The following is a 15146-nucleotide window of genomic DNA, read 5'->3' on the forward strand; positions in this document are numbered from 1 at the left end:
CCCGCCGGCCGGTCCCGCCCGTTCCGCCCGCGGAGGCAGTCGAGGAGGTAGGAAGTTCGTCATGGGAGACCGCCCGAGGGAACTCGTCTACTACGTCGCCGTGTCACTCGACGGACGCATCGCCGGGGAAGACGGCGACTTCTCGATGTTCCCGGTCGAGGGCGATCACATGGCGACCATCACGACGAGGTTCGCCGACGCCCTCCCGGCGCCGGCGGTGGCCGCTCTGCAGATCACGCCCGACCTGTCGACCTTCGACACCGTGGTCATGGGTCGTGCGACCCATGCCGTGGGCGTTCCGCACGGTCTGCTCAGCCCCTACCCGCACCTCCGGCAGTTCGTGGCGTCACGATCGACGCCGGAGGTGGGTGACGACGTCGAGGTCACTGCCGACCCGGTCACGACGGTGCGGGCGCTGAAGGGTGAGGCCGGCGGCAGCGGCATCTGGCTGTGCGGTGGCGGTCGGCTGGCCTCGGCGCTGCGAGACGAGATCGACCGGATGATCCTGAAGGTCAACCCGGTGGTGATCGGTGCGTCGGGACGCCCGCTGTTCGACGGTCCCGGCCCCGAGCGGTGGGCGGTCGACTCCGAGGAGTCGTTCGCGTCCGGGGTCAGGATCGTGGACTACCGCCGCGTCCGCTGACCCCGGACGGGCTCGGGCGGCGCGAGTCGGTCCCCGGTGACCCGGGCGTCGGCGAACTTGATGCGCCGTCCGACGGGGACGATCTCGTACCCCACGATCCCGTCGAGGTCGGCGAGCGTCGTCGTGACGGTGTCGTAGACGTCGTCGAACCCGCGCGTGGCCAGCGACGCGGTGAGGTTGTGACGGCCGGTGACCGCGGCGGCGAACGGGACGTGGGGATGGCGGGCGAGCGCCGTGCCGACCGTGACGAGCGACCGCGGGGTCACCGACAACCAGAGCCCGACGACGGTGCGGATCCCGGACGCGGCCGCGGCGACGTCCACGTCGAAGTACGTGATCCCCGCGGCGAGCAACGCCTCCACCCGTCGCCGCACGCGCCCGGGGGTGCTGTCGGTCAGCCGGGCGAGCGCGGCGTAGGAGGTCCGGCCGTCCCGTGCGAGGACGTCCAGCACGGCACGGTCGTCGGCGCGCAGGGTGGTCGTCCCGCCGTCGGTGACCGGCGGTCGTGACAGCTCGTCGTCGGTCGCGAGCGCGTGCTGTTGGTCCGGTGAGAGCGGCGACGACCAGGCGGACCAGTCGGTGGCGCTGCCGCCGACGAAGGTGTGCAGCAGCGCCGCGACCTCGACGTCGAGCACCGACTGCGACTTCGGCAACTGGCGGGTGATGAGGCGCTGGGCCTGGTCGCCGGCGGTGGATCGGACCGAACACGTCACCTCCCAGCCGCCGGCGTCGATGGCCACCCACGAGACGTCGTCCCGCCGACCGAGCGCCTCGGCGACGACCTCGGCGCCGTCGGGGCGACAGCGGATACGGGCGTGCCAGACGGTGAGGCCGAGCGCCGCGGGATCGACGGCGAGGGTCACCCGCACGAGTCCGTCGCGCCGCAGACGGCGGTAGCGACGCGCGGCCGTGGTCTCCCCGATGTCGAGCACCTCGCCCATCCGGGCGAATCCCACGCGGGGCGCGATCTGGAGTGCATGCACGATCTGTTCGTCGATCGGATCCAACACGACGGAATCGAACGGTGACGCAGTGATCACCAGCGCGATCGTACGCGGGGCGGCGTCCCGGGCGACGGGATGACCGGCCGCGGGCGAAGGTCTCGGGGTTCTCGTCCCCGACCGAAGGAATCGACGATGTCCCGTAAGTGGTGGCCCCTGGCCGTGGTGTGCACCGCCACCTTCATGTTCCTGTTGGACGTGACCATCGTCGTGGTCGCGCTCCCCGACATCCAGCGGTCCCTGGGCGCCGGCTTCGACCAGCTGCAATGGGTCACCGACGCCTACGCCCTCGCGCTCGCCTCCCTCCTCCTGACCGCCGGGTCCATCGCCGACCGTGTCGGACGTCGCCGCGTCTTCGCGATCGGTCTGGCTGTGTTCACCGCGGCGTCGGTGCTGTGCGGACTCGCGAGCGACCCCGCACTGCTCATCGCCGCCCGCGCCGTGCAGGGTGTCGGCGGCGCGATGCTGTTCGCGACGTCGCTCGCGCTGCTGTCGGTGCTGTACCAGGGTCGCGACCGGGGCGTCGCCTTCGGCGCCTGGGGAGCGGTCACCGGCGTGGCGACCGCACTCGGACCGATCCTGGGCGGCGTGCTGACCACCGGCCTGTCGTGGCGATGGATCTTCCTGGTGAACCTCCCGGTGGGTCTGCTCGCACTGTGGGGCACGCGTGTCATCGCGGAGTCGCGGGCACAGCACCCGCGGCGCGTCGACGTCCCCGGCGTCGCGACCCTGACGGTGGGTCTGCTCGCGGTGGTGTTCGGGTTCATCGAGACCGGCAGCCGGTCGTGGGGTGACCCGATCGTGGTGGCGTCGTTCGTGATCGGCGCGGTCGCGCTGATCGGTTTCGTCGCGGTGGAGCGCACGGTCCGCGAACCGATGTTCGACCTGTCCCTGCTCCGTACACCGACGTTCGTCGGCGGATCGCTCGCCGCGTTCGCGATGAACGGGTCGCTGTTCGCGATGCTGCTCTACGTCGTGGTGTACCTGCAGGACGGGCTGGGGTTCTCCTCGCTCGACGCGGGCCTGCGGCTCGTGCTGATCTCGGGCGCGACGATGGTCGTCGCCACCGTGTCCGGACGACTCGCCCACACGCTGCCCGCACGGTGGCTGATCGGCCCGGGTCTGCTCCTCGTCGGCGTGGGGCTCGCACTCTGCGCCGGACTCGACGGCGGGTCTGAGTGGACACACCTCGCGGCCGGGTTCGTCGTCGCCGGCGTCGGCAGTGGTCTGGTGAACCCGCCCCTGGCGTCGACCGCGGTCGGTGTGGTCGACCACCATCGCTCCGGGATGGCGTCGGGTGTGAACAACACCTGCCGTCAGGTGGGGATCGCCGTGGGCATCGCGGTCTACGGCTCCTGTTCGCCGCACGGGTGCGGTCCTCGCTGGAGGCGACCCTGGCCGGCTCACCGGAACTGCGTGCCCGCGCCGGCGGTCTGGCCGACGCGATCCACGGTGGTGCGGCCGGGCGTCTGCTCGGGACACTCCCCGCTGACCAGCGGGCCGTCGTCGCCGACGCCATGCGGACCGCGTTCGCCGACGGGATGAACACCCTGTTCCTGGTCAGCGCAGCGGTCGCCGCGGTCGGAGGCGTGTGCGCGCTGTTGCTGGTGCGCACCCGCGACTTCGTCGCAGCGCACGCGCCCGAGACACCGGTGCGCGCGACCGAACCCGTCGAGACCGCCTGAGCTGCCGGCTCACCCGACACAGAACGCCCCCACCGTCGGACGGTGGGGGCGTTCTGTGTGGTGTGCGCCTCAGACGTTGAAGTACTTCGCCTCCGGGTGATGCAGCACGAACGCGTCCGTGGACTGCTCCGGATGCAGCTGCAGTTCCTCGGACAACTCCACGCCGATCCGACCGGGCTCGAGGAGCTCGATCATCTTGGCCCGGTCCTCGAGGTCCGGGCAGGCGCCGTAACCGAACGAGTACCGCGCACCGCGGTATTCGAGGTCGAAGAAACCCTGCGGCGAGTCCGGGTCGTCGGAGGCGACCGAACCGCCGTCGAACTGCAGCTCCGAGCGCACCCGCTGGTGCCAGTACTCCGCGAGCGCCTCGGTGAGCTGCACGCCGATGCCGTGCACCTCGAGGTAGTCGCGGTAGGAGTCCTTCGCGAACAGCTCGTTGGCGAAGTCGGCGATGGGCTGACCCATCGTGACCAGCTGGAACGGCAGCACGTCCACACGACCGAGTTCACGGGCGCGCTCCCGCGACGCCACGAAGTCGGCGATGCAGAGGAACCGCGACCGTTGCTGCCGCGGGAACTCGAAGCTGAACCGGGTCTCGGCGTCGGGGTGCGGCTCGGTCAACACGTGCACCGTGTCGCCCTCGCTGACCGCGGGGAAGTAGCCGTAGACCACCGCCGCGTGCTGCAGGATGTTCTCCGTCGACAGGCGGGCGATCCACTCCCGCAGGCGCGGACGACCCTCGCTCTCGACCAGATCCTCGTAGCTCGGCCCGTCGCCACCCCGGGCGCCGCGCAGGCCCCACTGCCCGAGGAACAGCGCGCGTTCGTCGAGGAGTCCGCGGTAGTCGGCGATCGGGATGCCCTTGACGATCCGCGAACCCCAGAACGGCGGGACCGGGATCTCGTTGTCCGCGACGACATCCGAGCGCGACGGCACCTCGACGGGGGCGGCCTCGGCCTTGCGCTTCGCCGCGATCCGCGCCGACTTCTCGTGCCGAGCCTTGCGCTCGGCCGCCTTCGCCTCGGCGGCGGCCTTGGCCTCGGGATCGGCCGTCGTCCCGCCACCGCGCTTGTTCGCCATGATCTCGTCCATGAGCCGCAGCCCCTCGAAGGCGTCCCGCGCGTAGTGCACGTCGCCCTCGTAGGTCTCGGTCAGGTCGTTCTCGACGTACCCCCGTGTCAGGGCAGCGCCACCGAGCAGGACCGGATAGTTCTCGGCCAGCCCACGGGCGTTGATCTCCTGCAGGTTCTCCTTCATGATCACCGTCGACTTCACGAGGAGTCCGGACATCCCGATGACGTCGGCCCGCTTGTCCTCGGCGACCTCGAGGATGGTCGTGATCGGCTGCTTGATGCCGATGTTGACGACCTCGTAGCCGTTGTTGCTCAGGATGATGTCGACGAGGTTCTTGCCGATGTCGTGCACGTCGCCCTTCACCGTGGCGAGCACGATCCGGCCCTTGCCGTCCTCGCCGGTCGCCTCCATGTGCGGCTCGAGGTGCGCGACCGACATCTTCATGACCTCGGCCGACTGCAGCACGAACGGCAGCTGCATCTGACCCGAGCCGAAGAGCTCGCCGACGGTCTTCATCCCCGAGAGCAGGGTCTCGTTGATGATCTTGAGCGGCGGGACCTCCTTCATCGCGTCGTCGAGATCGGACTCCAGCCCGTTGCGCTCGCCGTCGACGATGCGCCGCTCGAGCCGCTCGAACAGCGGCAGCTTGGCCATCTCCTCGGCGCGGCTCTCACGCGCCGACGCCGCGGACACACCCTCGAACAGGCCCATGAGGGTCTGCAGGGGGTCGTACTTCTCGTCGCCCTCGCTGCGGACGCCGGCGGTGCCACGACGGTCGTAGACGAGGTCGAGCGCGACCTCACGCTGCTCGTCGGGGATGCGTGCCATCGGCAGGATCTTCGACGCGTGCACGATCGCCGTGTCGAGACCGACCGCGGCGCACTCGTGCAGGAACACCGAGTTGAGCACCTGGCGCGCGGCCGGGTTCAGGCCGAACGAGATGTTCGAGATGCCGAGGGTGAAGTGGACCTCGGGGTGCGCCTCGTGGATCCGGCGGATGGCCTCGATGGTCTCGATGCCGTCCTTGCGCGTCTCCTCCTGACCGGTCGAGACCGGGAAGGTGAGCGCGTCGATGATGATGTCCTCGTCGCGCAGACCCCAGTTGCCGGTGATGTCGGCGATGAGCCGCTCGGCGACGCGCACCTTCCAGTCGGCGGTACGTGCCTGGCCGTCCTCGTCGATGGTCAGTGCGACCACGGCGGCACCGTGCTCGACGGCGAGCTCCATGATCTTGGTGAACCGGGAGTCCGGTCCGTCGCCGTCCTCGTAGTTCACCGAGTTGACGGCGCAGCGACCACCGAGGGCCTCGAGACCGGCCTGCAGGACCGCGGGCTCGGTCGAGTCCAGCATGATCGGCAACGTCGACGACGTCGCCAGACGGGTCGCGAGCGCGGTCATGTCCTCGGCGCCGTTGCGGCCGACGTAGTCGACGTTGAGGTCGAGCATGTGGGCGCCGTCGCGGGTCTGGTCCTTCGCGATGTCCAGGCACTTCTGGTAGTCGCCGGCGAGCATGGCCTCGCGGAACGCCTTCGAGCCGTTGGAGTTGGTCCGCTCCCCGACCATCAGGAAGCTGTTCTCCTGCTCGAACGGCACCGACGCGTAGAGCGAGGAGATCTCCGGCTCGTGCTCGATCGTGCGCGTGCCCTTGATGGTGCCGCGCACGGCCTGGGCGAGCTGCCCGATGTGCTCCGGGGTGGTGCCGCAGCACCCACCGACGAACGACAGGCCGTACTCGGAGACGAAACCGCTGACCGCGTCGGCGAGCTCGTCGGGTGCCAGCGGGTACTCGGCGCCGTTCGGTCCGAGCTGCGGGAGGCCCGCGTTCGGCATGACCGACACCGGGATCCGGGCGTGCTTGCTCAGGTAGCGCAGGTGCTCGCTCATCTCGGCGGGACCCGTGGCGCAGTTGAGCCCGATGAGGTCGACGCCGAGCGGCTCGATGGCGGCCAGGGCCGCACCGATCTCCGAGCCGAGCAGCATCGTGCCGGTCGTCTCGACGGTGACGTGGGAGATGATCGGGATGCGCCGGCCGAGCTGGGCCATCGCGCGCTTGCTCGCGAGCACCGCGGCCTTGACCTGCAGCAGGTCCTGCGAGGTCTCGATGAGGATCGCGTCGGCGCCGCCCTCGAGCATGCCCAGCGCACATTCCTGGTAGGCGTCGCGGATCACCGCGAACGTCGTGTGCCCCAGCGAGGGGAGCTTGGTGCCGGGGCCGATTGACCCGAGGACGAACCGCGGGGTGCCGTCGTCGGAGAGGCCCATCTCGTCGGCCACCCCGCGAGCGATCGCGACACCCTTGCGGGCGAGCTCGCGGATGCGGTCGGCGATGTCGTAGTCACCGAGGTTCGACAGGTTGCAGCCGAAGGTGTTGGTCTCCACGGCGTCGGCACCGGCCTCGAAATAGGCACGGTGGATCGCGGCGAGCACCTCGGGGCGCGTGTCGTTGAGGATCTCGTTGCAGCCCTCGAGGTTGGCGAAGTCGTCGAGGGTGAGATCGGCGGCCTGGAGCATGGTGCCCATCGCGCCATCGCCCACGAGGACCCGCTTGGCCATCGCGTCGAGGAACGCCGAGTCGTACGAGTCGGTTCCAGTGGAGACAGACATGGTGCTCAGGGTAGTTCGCTCCCTCTCGGTCATCGGTCGTAGGCTGGATCGGTGAGCGCTGACCAGACGTCCCCACTGCCCACATTGCGGGCGCCGATCCTGGTCGCGGCCTTCGAGGGCTGGAACGACGCAGGTGATGCCGCCAGTGGCGCGGTCGAGCATCTTGCGCTGATCTGGGATGCCCTCCCCCTCGTCGAGATCGACTCCGACGACTACTACGACTTCCAGGTCAACCGTCCCATCGTAAAGCAGGTCGACGGCGTGACGCGACGTATCGAGTGGCCGGCCACGTCGATCTCGTGGTGCAGCCCTCCCGGATCCGACCATGACGTGGTGTTGCTGCGCGGTATCGAACCGAACATGCGCTGGCGACAGTTCTGCGCGGAGATCATCGACGTGGCGCGTCGGCTCGAGGTCCAGACGATGGTGATCCTCGGCGCGCTGCTGGCCGATGCGCCCCACACCCGCCCGGTCCCGGTGTCGGGAACGGCCTACAGCCCCGACTCCGCGACGGCCTACAACCTCGAGGAGAGCCGCTACGAGGGGCCCACCGGGATCACCGGCGTCCTGCAACACGCGTGCGTCGCCGAGGGCATCCCCGCCGTCTCGTTCTGGGCCGCGGTCCCCCATTACGTGTCCACCCCGCCCAACCCGAAGGCCACCGTCGCACTGCTGGCCCGGGTGGAGGACGTCCTCGACCTCGAGGTCCCTCTCGGTGACCTGCCCGCGCAGGCGCAGGAGTGGGAGGAGGCCGTGACCGAGATGACCGAGGACGACGAGGAGATCGCCGAGTACGTCCGTGGCCTCGAGGAGCGTGGGGACGCCGAGGTCAACGTCGAGGACGCGATGAGCAAGATCGACGGGGACGCCCTCGCGGCCGAGTTCGAGCGCTATCTCCGGCGTCGCGGCCCCGGCTCGTTCGGCGGCTGAGCGCACTTCACCACGTCCCCGCGTGCCGGGTGAGTTGCCGACAACCCAGCCGTTACGGCGTGGCAAAGGTCGGTTGACCTCACCCCGACAGGGTGTGCCCATGTCCACACCCCACTTCCTGCAGGGCGTGTTCCCGTTCACGGGCACCGGCCTCGCCACGTCGGCACCCCTCGACGCGTCGCTGCGCTACGTCGTCCCGTCCGGGCTGACCGCGCAGCCGCTGTACTTCCGCGGCGGCAACTCCTCCGACGAGCTCGTGCACGTGTCGCTCACCTGCGACGGCGAGGTCATGCGCATGTTCCCGATGGGCGCGCGGGCGTCGGTGAACATCCCGCTGCGGGTGGTGCAGGACGTCGACCCGGACTCCGTCCTCGACCTGGTGTTCGCGGCGCCGGACGGCTGCTCGGGCGAGATGGTGGTCGATTTCGGGATGGTGGTCTTCTGACCGCCGCACCGTCCGGGGACCGGCAGCGACTGCTGGTGGTCGGCAACGGGATGGCCGGCGCACGCACGGTCGAGGAGATCCTCGCCCGCGGCGGACGGGACCGGTTCGCGGTCACCATGATCGGCGACGAGCCGTACGGCAACTACAACCGGATCATGCTCTCGCACGTGCTGGCGGGCGAGCAGTCCCTGGACGACGACGAGCTGATGCTCAACCCCATGAGCTGGTACGCGCAGAACGGCATCACCCTGCACGCGGGTGACCGGGCGGTCGCGATCGACCGCTTCGCGAAGTCGGTGACCTGTGAGAGCGGGCGCGAGATCGGGTACGACGTGCTCGTCATCGCCACGGGTAGCCTCACCCACTTCCCCAACATGGACGGACTGCGCGAGCCCGACGGTCGGCTCGCCCGGGGCGTGTTCGGGTTCCGCACGATCGCCGACACCAACGGGATGCTGCAGATGGCCACCGCCGGTGACGACGTCCGCGCCGTGGTCGTCGGAGGCGGACTGCTCGGACTCGAGGCCGCCTACGGCCTGCGCACGCAGGGCGTCGACGTCGACGTCGTGCACTCCCCCGGCCATCTGATGAACCAGCAGCTCGACGCGCACGGGGGCCGGGTGCTGCGGCGCAGGATCGAGTCGCTCGGGGTTGGCGTGCACACGTCGAGGCGCACCACGGCGGTGCTGCGCGATCCCTCCGGTGACGTGACCGGTGTGACGTTCACCGACGGCAGCCGTCTCGACGCGGACATGGTGGTGGTGACGGCCGGGATCCGTCCCAACGTGGAGTTGGCCCGTCGTGCCGGTCTCGTCATCGAGCGCGGCATCGTCGTCGACGACCAGATGCGGTGTGAGGACGAGAGTTCGGTGTACGCGGTGGGCGAGTGCGCCCAGCACCGCGGTGAGGTCTACGGCCTGGTGGCGCCGCTGTGGGAGCAGGCCGCGGTGCTCGCCGACGTCCTCACCGGCACCGACCCGACGGCGAGTTACCACGGGTCGCGTCCGTCGACGAAGCTCAAGGTGGCCGGGGTCGACGTCGCCGCGATGGGGGTGCAGGGACCCGAGCGGGAGGACGACGAGTTCGTCCAGTTCTACGAACCCCGCAGTGGCACCTACAAATCGGTCGTCGTCCGCGACGACAAGCTGATCGGCGCGATGCTGCTCGGCGACATCAGCAAGGCCGCCTTCCTCACGCAGGCGTTCGACGAGAAGGTCGCACTGCCCGCCGAACGCATCAGCATGTTGTTCGACATGGGCACCCCGTCGGCGTCGACCGGCGCCGCCGAACTGGCCGACGACGCGCAGGTGTGCAACTGCAACGGCGTCACCAAGGGCGCCATCGTCGAGTCGGTGCGGGCCGGCGCCTGCAGCGTCGCCGACGTCGTCGCCCGGACCCGCGCGGGCAAGGGGTGCGGCTCGTGCAAGGGCATGGTCTCCGACATCGTCGCGCTGGCCGCCGGTGGGGACCTCGCCACCGACGAGGCCGCGGAGCGTTACGTGCCGTGCATCCCGATGACCAAACCCGAACTGCTCGGGGCGATCCGGGCGTCGAACCTGCGGTCGGTGTCGGAGGTGTTCGCCGCGCTGGCCCCCGACGGCGAGGACGCCACGGCGAAGATGCCGTTGGCGTCGCTGCTGCGCATCGTGTGGGGTCCCGACTGGACCGACGAGCGCGGCGCCCTGTTCATCAACGACCGCGTACACGCGAACATCCAACGGGACGGGACGTTCTCGGTGGTCCCGCAGATCGCCGGCGGCGTCACCACGCCGGATCAGTTGCGCCGGATCGCCGACGTGGCCGAGAAGTACTCCGTGCCGATGGTGAAGATCACCGGTGGACAGCGGATCGACCTGCTCGGTGTCCGCAAGGAGGATCTGCCTGCGGTGTGGGAGGACCTCGACATGCCGTCGGGGTTCGCCTACGGCAAGAGCATGCGGACGGTGAAGACGTGCGTCGGCACGGACTACTGCCGTTTCGGGCTCGGTGACTCGACGGCGCTCGGCATCGCGGTCGAGAAGCGCTTCATGGGTCTGGAGACGCCGGCGAAGCTGAAGCTGGCCGTCACCGGGTGCCCGCGCAACTGCGCCGAGGCGTTGTGCAAGGACATCGGTGCCGTGGCCGTCGGCGACGCCGGGGCGGCCGCCGACCGCTGGGAGATCTACGTGGGCGGTGCGGCCGGCGCGCATGTCCGCAAGGGCGACCTGCTCGCCACGGTCGAGTCCGGGGACGAGGTCATCCGGATCATCGGACTGTTCATCCAGCACTACCGCGAGCAGGCGAGGTGGCTCGAACGGACCTACGCGTGGGTGCCACGGGTCGGGATCGACGAGCTGCGGGCGGTTCTCGTCGACGACCGCGACGGCATCGTGGCCGGCCTGCAGGACCGCATCGAGGCGTCCGTCGCCGGGTACCGCGATCCCTGGCGCGAGCGGACGGCACCGCGGTCCCCGGCGCAGTTCGCGTCGGCCCTGCCGCTGCTGCCCCTGCCGATGGTCCCGGCCCGATGACCGCGACCGTCGAGCAGCGGTGGACGACCGTGGGTGACACGAGCGACCTGACCCCCGGCGAGGGACGCGCCTACGTCGTCGACGGGAGGCAGATCGCGGTGTTCCTGCTCACCGACGGGTCGGTGCGGGCGTCGGATGCGGTGTGTCCGCACCGTGGCGGACCGATCGCCGACGGTCAGGTGGACTCCCGGCACGTCGTGTGTCCGTTGCACCAGTACGCCTTCCGGTTCGCCGACGGCGGGTGCACCGACCCCGCGATCGCCGCGCTCACGATGTACCCGACGCGGGTGACCGGCTCCGCGATCGAGGTGGCCGTACCGGACCGCCCGGTCAGCTGATCCGTTCGATCGACACCACCGGTGTGGTGATCCGCCACGTCCGCACATCGGGATCGTCGACGGCGCGCACCCAGAACTGTGCGGACTCACCGATGCGACAGGACTTCACCCCCAGCAGCGGTATGTCCTCGCTGTCGCGGCGCAGCTGGCTGACCGCCCACGCGTCGGCGTCGGGCGGCGGACCGCCCACCCCGGGCGCACGCAGCAGGGTCATCTCCTCGAAGTCGAGCAGATAGGTCGACGTCCGGGTGACGACCGTCCACACACCCTCGGAGGTGTCGGGGTCCAGTTCCGTGCGATGGGCCACGACGGAAACCTAACGCAGCTCGACCCCGAGGAGGGCGTCGACCGCCACGGCGATGCGCGCTCCCGCATCGGTGTCGGACCCGATCCCCCGGGACACGTCCGTCGCCCACCCGTCGATCGCGGCGAGCGCCTTCGGGGTGTCGAGGTCGTCGGCGAGGTGCGTACGGACGCGGGTGATGACGTCGGTGGGGTCCGGTCCGGTGCCCCGCGCGACCGCCTCGCGCCACCGGGTGAGGCGGTCGACGCCGGCCGCGAGGACCGCGTCGTCCCACATGCGGTCCGCGCGGTAGTGCTCGGCGAAGACCGCGAGACGGATCGCGCCCGGGTCGACCCCGGACGCGGTCAGCCGCGACACGAACACGAGGTTGCCCAGGCTCTTCGACATCTTCTCGCCGTCGAGCCCGATCATCCCCGTGTGCACGTAGTGGCGGGCGAAACGTCGTTCGCCGGTGACGGATTCGGCGTGTGCGGCCGAGAACTCGTGGTGGGGGAAGATCAGGTCGCTGCCGCCGCCCTGCACGTCGAGCGGGGCGCCGAGCCGGTTCAGCGCGATCGCCGCGCACTCGATGTGCCATCCCGGGCGTCCGGGCCCGTGCGGGGAGTCCCACGACGGTTCCCCGTCCCGCGCCGCGCGCCAGATCAGCGCGTCGAGGGGATCACGTTTGCCGGGACGATCCGGGTCGCCACCCCGTTCGGCGAAGAACGTCTCCATCGTCGGCCGGTCGTAGTTGGACTCGTAGCCGAACTGCGGGGTGGCATCGGTCCGGAAGTAGATGTCGGGGTGCTCGGCGTCGTCGACGACATAGGCGGCGCCGGAGTCCACGAGCTTGCCGACGATCTCGACCACCTCGTCGACGGATTCGACGGCACCGATGTAGTTCCGGGGAGGGATCACCCGCAGGGCGGCCATGTCGTCCCGGAAGAGCGTGGTCTCGCGCTCCCCCAGGTCCCGCCAGTCGATGCCGTCGCGGGCCGCGCGCTCGAACAGCGGGTCGTCGACGTCGGTGACGTTCTGCACGTAGTGCACGTCGTGTCCGGCGTCGAGCCACATCCGCTGGATGAGGTCGAAGGTCAGGTACGTCGCAGCGTGTCCGAGATGTGTCGCGTCGTAGGGGGTGATGCCGCAGACGTACATCGTCGCCGTGGGTCCGGGCGTGACCGGTCGGATCTGCGCGTCGGAGGTGTCGTAGAGCCGCAGTTGCGGACCGTCACCGGGGACTGATGGGACCTCGACGTGCGACCAGGACTGCATGCCATCACCCTATGGAAGGCGTCTGAGTGCCCCGCGGACGGGCACTCGGAACGCAGACTCTCAGAAGGCCGGCCAGGGGATGGGGCGGGAACGGTCGGGTGTCGGCATCTCCGGGACCTCGACCAGGAACTCGGCCCGTTCGCGCAGCGCGGCCACCTCGGCGGGGGTGATCAGCGTGCTCAGTTCGCGCACCAGCTCGCCACCGTCGGACGCGAGCGCGTCGCAGAGGCCGACGATGTCGGACACGAGGTGCGCCGGCACCACCTCCCCGGCCCAGCCCCACAGCACGGTCCGCAGCTTGTCCTCGACGTGCAGACAGATGCCGTGGTCCACGCCGTAGACGTTGCCGTCGAGCCCCTCGAGGACGTGACCGCCCTTGCGGTCGGCGTTGTTGATGACGACGTCGAGGACGGCCATCCGCTGCAGGCGGGGGTCGTCGGCGTGGACCAGCGTGACCTCCTCGCCGCGGGCGTCGTACGCCTCGAGGACGCGCTTGTAGTCGTCGGGCACGAGTTCGGTCGGACACAGGTCGACGAGGTCGAGACGGTCGGGCACCTCGTCACGCGGCTCGGGGGTGTCGATCCACCGCTGCACCATCCCGGGCCCGAACTTCCCGTCGCGCAACACCGTCTCGGGGATGACCGACCACCCGAGGGCGGTGCTGATGCGGTACGACGCGACCTCACGGCCGGCGAGCGTCCCGTCGGGGAAGTCCCACAGCGGCTGTTCGCCGCGGACCGGCTTGTAGACACACCGCAGTCGCTGGTCCCCGAGAACCGCGTCGCAGACGAGCGTCGCGTTGCTGGCCGAGCGGACCTGACCGATCAGCTCGAGCTCGCCGGTCGTGAGCAGTGTGACGACGTCCGTCGGGGTCTCGTCGGGCAGATCGGACGCCGACGTCATGGACGCGCGGGGCCCGGGCCGTCGTCGGGATCGTCGTCACCGTCGTCGGGATCGTCGCCGAGCTCGCCCTCGATGGCGTCGCGCAGGGTGGGATCGTCGAAGACGTCGGGGTCGACGAACTCCACGGACTTGTCGAACGCGACGTCCCGCTTGAAGCCGTTCGTGCGCACACAGATGTGTCCGGTCGCGTCGAGGGGCTGTCCGCAGAGCGGGCACGGCTCCCGGCCGGCCGAGATGACACGCGTCGACCGGGCGGCGAACTCCCGTGCAGCCGCGGTCGAGAGGAACACGCGGACGGCGTCGGGCCCCTCGTCGGTGTCGTCGAGGACGACGCTCTCGTCGAAGTCGCCCTCGGTGATGGCGAGCAGCTCGACGACGACGGCCTCGGACTCGGCGTCCCATCCCAGACCCATCGTGCCGACGCGGAACTCGGCGTCGACGGGCATGGTCAACGGCTTCAGATCGCCGATCTCGTCGTCCTCGGGGGGCAGCGGCGTGCCGAAGCGACGGTGGATCTCCTCGAGGAGCGCACCGATGCGCTCGGCGAGGATCTGCACCTGCTGCTTCTCCAGCAGGACGCTCACCACCCGTGCCTCGTGAGTGGCCTGCAGATAGAACGTGCGGTCACCCGGCGTCCCCACCGTCCCCGCGACGAAACGGTCCGGGCTGCGGAACACATGGATCGCCCTGGGCATCACACCTCCTCACAGCTCGTTGTCGATTATGGCCGGACCGGCTCGGCGGCGGCGCCCGTCGACCCGCCGATCACGGCGTCGTCGGCCGCAGGCGCCGCTCCCTCCGCCGGTTTCGGCGGCGGGGCGGGCACCGGTGGTCGGCCCCCGGTGCTGTTCACACCGTGCACGTAGGGGCGCGTGGAGGAGTACCGGACGACGCTCATCGACGACGGCTCGACCACGATGCGCTGGAACGAGTCGAGGTGGACGCCCATCGCATCGGCGACGATCGCCTTGATCACGTCGCCGTGGGTGCACGCCACCCAGACACCGGACCCGTCGGGCCCCCCGAGGCGGGCGTCGAGGTCACGGATGGCCCGGACCGCGCGGCACTGCACGTCGGCGAGACCCTCACCGTCGGGGAAGACCGCCGCGGAGGGGTGCTGCTGCACGGTCTTCCAGAGGTCCTCGCCGACGAGGTCGGTGATCTTGCGGCCCGTCCACGAGCCGTAGTCGACCTCGACCAACCGGTCCTCGACGATCGGGACGATCCCCCGGGCCTGCGCGAGGGGCGCGACGGTCTGTTCGCACCGCGTGAGCGGGGACCGGACGATGCCCACGAGGTCGACCACGTCGGCGAGACGGTCCACCACGGCGTCGGCCTGACCGCGGCCGGTCTCGTCGAGTTCGACCCCTGCGCTGCGTCCGGCGAGGACACCGGAGGTGTTCGCGGTCGAGCGCCCGTGGCGCAGGAGGATGACGGTCACGTGATCACAGTAGG

14 protein-coding genes are annotated in these 15146 nt (G+C 70.2%); 7 read left to right on the forward strand and 7 right to left on the reverse strand.

Translation table 11 applies throughout. The features are described from left to right. Window positions 1-61 precede the first annotated feature (61 nt). Window positions 62-643, forward strand: coding sequence for a dihydrofolate reductase family protein (locus LX14_RS14850; protein ID WP_253648138.1), 582 nt, complete (start codon window positions 62-64; stop codon window positions 641-643). Here the strand turns inward: LX14_RS14850 and LX14_RS14855 are convergent. Continuing rightward, window positions 625-1683 (reverse strand): Lrp/AsnC family transcriptional regulator, encoded by a 1059-nt coding sequence (locus LX14_RS14855; RefSeq protein WP_253648139.1) that lies wholly within the window; start codon window positions 1681-1683, stop codon window positions 625-627. The two genes, LX14_RS14850 and LX14_RS14855, sit on opposite strands and share 19 nt — an antisense overlap. Before the next feature lie 96 nt (window positions 1684-1779). Here LX14_RS14855 and LX14_RS14860 point away from each other — a divergent pair, with 96 nt between their 5' ends. Together LX14_RS14860 and LX14_RS21060 are read left to right on the forward strand one after the other, a co-directional pair. Continuing rightward, window positions 1780-3189: an MFS transporter gene (locus tag LX14_RS14860; RefSeq protein ID WP_372505396.1), complete on the forward strand. Its 1410-nt coding sequence runs from the start codon at window positions 1780-1782 to the stop codon at window positions 3187-3189. Then, window positions 3162-3329 (forward strand): hypothetical protein, encoded by a 168-nt coding sequence (locus LX14_RS21060; RefSeq protein WP_343996187.1) that lies wholly within the window; start codon window positions 3162-3164, stop codon window positions 3327-3329. Before LX14_RS14860 ends, LX14_RS21060 begins: the two co-directional genes overlap by 28 nt. Before the next feature lie 69 nt (window positions 3330-3398). On the opposite strand, the gene metH is transcribed toward LX14_RS21060, so the two are convergent. Continuing rightward, window positions 3399-7007 carry a methionine synthase gene (gene metH / locus LX14_RS14865; RefSeq protein ID WP_253648140.1) on the reverse strand — a complete coding sequence of 1203 codons (3609 nt, stop codon included), beginning with the start codon at window positions 7005-7007 and terminating at the stop codon, window positions 3399-3401. A 51-nt stretch (window positions 7008-7058) separates the two neighbouring features. Here metH and LX14_RS14870 point away from each other — a divergent pair, with 51 nt between their 5' ends. From LX14_RS14870 to LX14_RS14885, 4 genes are all read left to right on the forward strand, one after another. Next, window positions 7059-7937 carry a PAC2 family protein gene (locus LX14_RS14870; protein ID WP_253648141.1) on the forward strand — a complete coding sequence of 293 codons (879 nt, stop codon included), beginning with the start codon at window positions 7059-7061 and terminating at the stop codon, window positions 7935-7937. Window positions 7938-8037: 100 nt separating this feature from the next. Then, window positions 8038-8382, forward strand: coding sequence for a molybdopterin oxidoreductase (locus tag LX14_RS14875; RefSeq protein WP_253648142.1), 345 nt, complete (start codon window positions 8038-8040; stop codon window positions 8380-8382). A gap of 35 nt (window positions 8383-8417) precedes the next feature. Next, window positions 8418-10892 (forward strand): nitrite reductase large subunit NirB, encoded by a 2475-nt coding sequence (nirB, locus tag LX14_RS14880; RefSeq protein WP_308214123.1) that lies wholly within the window; start codon window positions 8418-8420, stop codon window positions 10890-10892. Continuing rightward, window positions 10889-11230: a Rieske (2Fe-2S) protein gene (locus LX14_RS14885; RefSeq protein ID WP_253648143.1), complete on the forward strand. Its 342-nt coding sequence runs from the start codon at window positions 10889-10891 to the stop codon at window positions 11228-11230. Before nirB ends, LX14_RS14885 begins: the two co-directional genes overlap by 4 nt. Here the strand turns inward: LX14_RS14885 and LX14_RS14890 are convergent. Genes LX14_RS14890 through LX14_RS14910 form a run of 5 tightly spaced genes read right to left on the reverse strand, consistent with a single transcriptional unit; the run spans window position 11223 to window position 15132 of the window. Then, window positions 11223-11537, reverse strand: coding sequence for a hypothetical protein (locus LX14_RS14890; protein ID WP_253648144.1), 315 nt, complete (start codon window positions 11535-11537; stop codon window positions 11223-11225). The two genes, LX14_RS14885 and LX14_RS14890, sit on opposite strands and share 8 nt — an antisense overlap. Window positions 11538-11546: 9 nt before the next feature. Then, complete coding sequence (gene mshC, locus LX14_RS14895; protein ID WP_253648145.1) at window positions 11547-12788, reverse strand: cysteine--1-D-myo-inosityl 2-amino-2-deoxy-alpha-D-glucopyranoside ligase; 1242 nt, start codon at window positions 12786-12788, stop codon at window positions 11547-11549. A 60-nt stretch (window positions 12789-12848) separates the two neighbouring features. After that, window positions 12849-13691 carry an SCO1664 family protein gene (locus LX14_RS14900; RefSeq protein WP_253648146.1) on the reverse strand — a complete coding sequence of 281 codons (843 nt, stop codon included), beginning with the start codon at window positions 13689-13691 and terminating at the stop codon, window positions 12849-12851. After that, entirely contained in the window at window positions 13688-14386 is a 699-nt protein-coding gene (locus LX14_RS14905; protein ID WP_253648147.1) for a DUF3090 domain-containing protein, read from the reverse strand. The genes LX14_RS14900 and LX14_RS14905 overlap by 4 nt, the downstream gene beginning before the upstream one ends. Window positions 14387-14412: 26 nt before the next feature. Beyond that, window positions 14413-15132: an MSMEG_4193 family putative phosphomutase gene (locus LX14_RS14910; RefSeq protein ID WP_253648148.1), complete on the reverse strand. Its 720-nt coding sequence runs from the start codon at window positions 15130-15132 to the stop codon at window positions 14413-14415. Window positions 15133-15146: the final 14 nt, after the last annotated feature.

It is taken from the genome of Williamsia deligens, assembly GCF_024171765.1.
Classification (GTDB): Bacteria; Actinomycetota; Actinomycetes; order Mycobacteriales; family Mycobacteriaceae; genus Williamsia_A; species Williamsia_A deligens.

Bases quoted from the DNA above. Each gene is read 5' to 3' on its own strand.
- LX14_RS14850 (WP_253648138.1), top strand. From the start codon at position 62: ATGGGAGACCGCCCGAGGGAACTCGTCTACTACGTCGCCGTGTCACTC.
- LX14_RS14860 (WP_372505396.1), top strand. From the start codon at position 1,780: ATGTCCCGTAAGTGGTGGCCCCTGGCCGTGGTGTGCACCGCCACCTTC.
- LX14_RS21060 (WP_343996187.1), top strand. From the start codon at position 3,162: ATGCGGACCGCGTTCGCCGACGGGATGAACACCCTGTTCCTGGTCAGC.
- metH (WP_253648140.1), bottom strand. From the start codon at position 7,007: ATGTCTGTCTCCACTGGAACCGACTCGTACGACTCGGCGTTCCTCGAC.
- LX14_RS14875 (WP_253648142.1), top strand. From the start codon at position 8,038: ATGTCCACACCCCACTTCCTGCAGGGCGTGTTCCCGTTCACGGGCACC.
- LX14_RS14885 (WP_253648143.1), top strand. From the start codon at position 10,889: ATGACCGCGACCGTCGAGCAGCGGTGGACGACCGTGGGTGACACGAGC.
- mshC (WP_253648145.1), bottom strand. From the start codon at position 12,788: ATGCAGTCCTGGTCGCACGTCGAGGTCCCATCAGTCCCCGGTGACGGT.
- LX14_RS14900 (WP_253648146.1), bottom strand. From the start codon at position 13,691: ATGACGTCGGCGTCCGATCTGCCCGACGAGACCCCGACGGACGTCGTC.
- LX14_RS14905 (WP_253648147.1), bottom strand. From the start codon at position 14,386: ATGCCCAGGGCGATCCATGTGTTCCGCAGCCCGGACCGTTTCGTCGCG.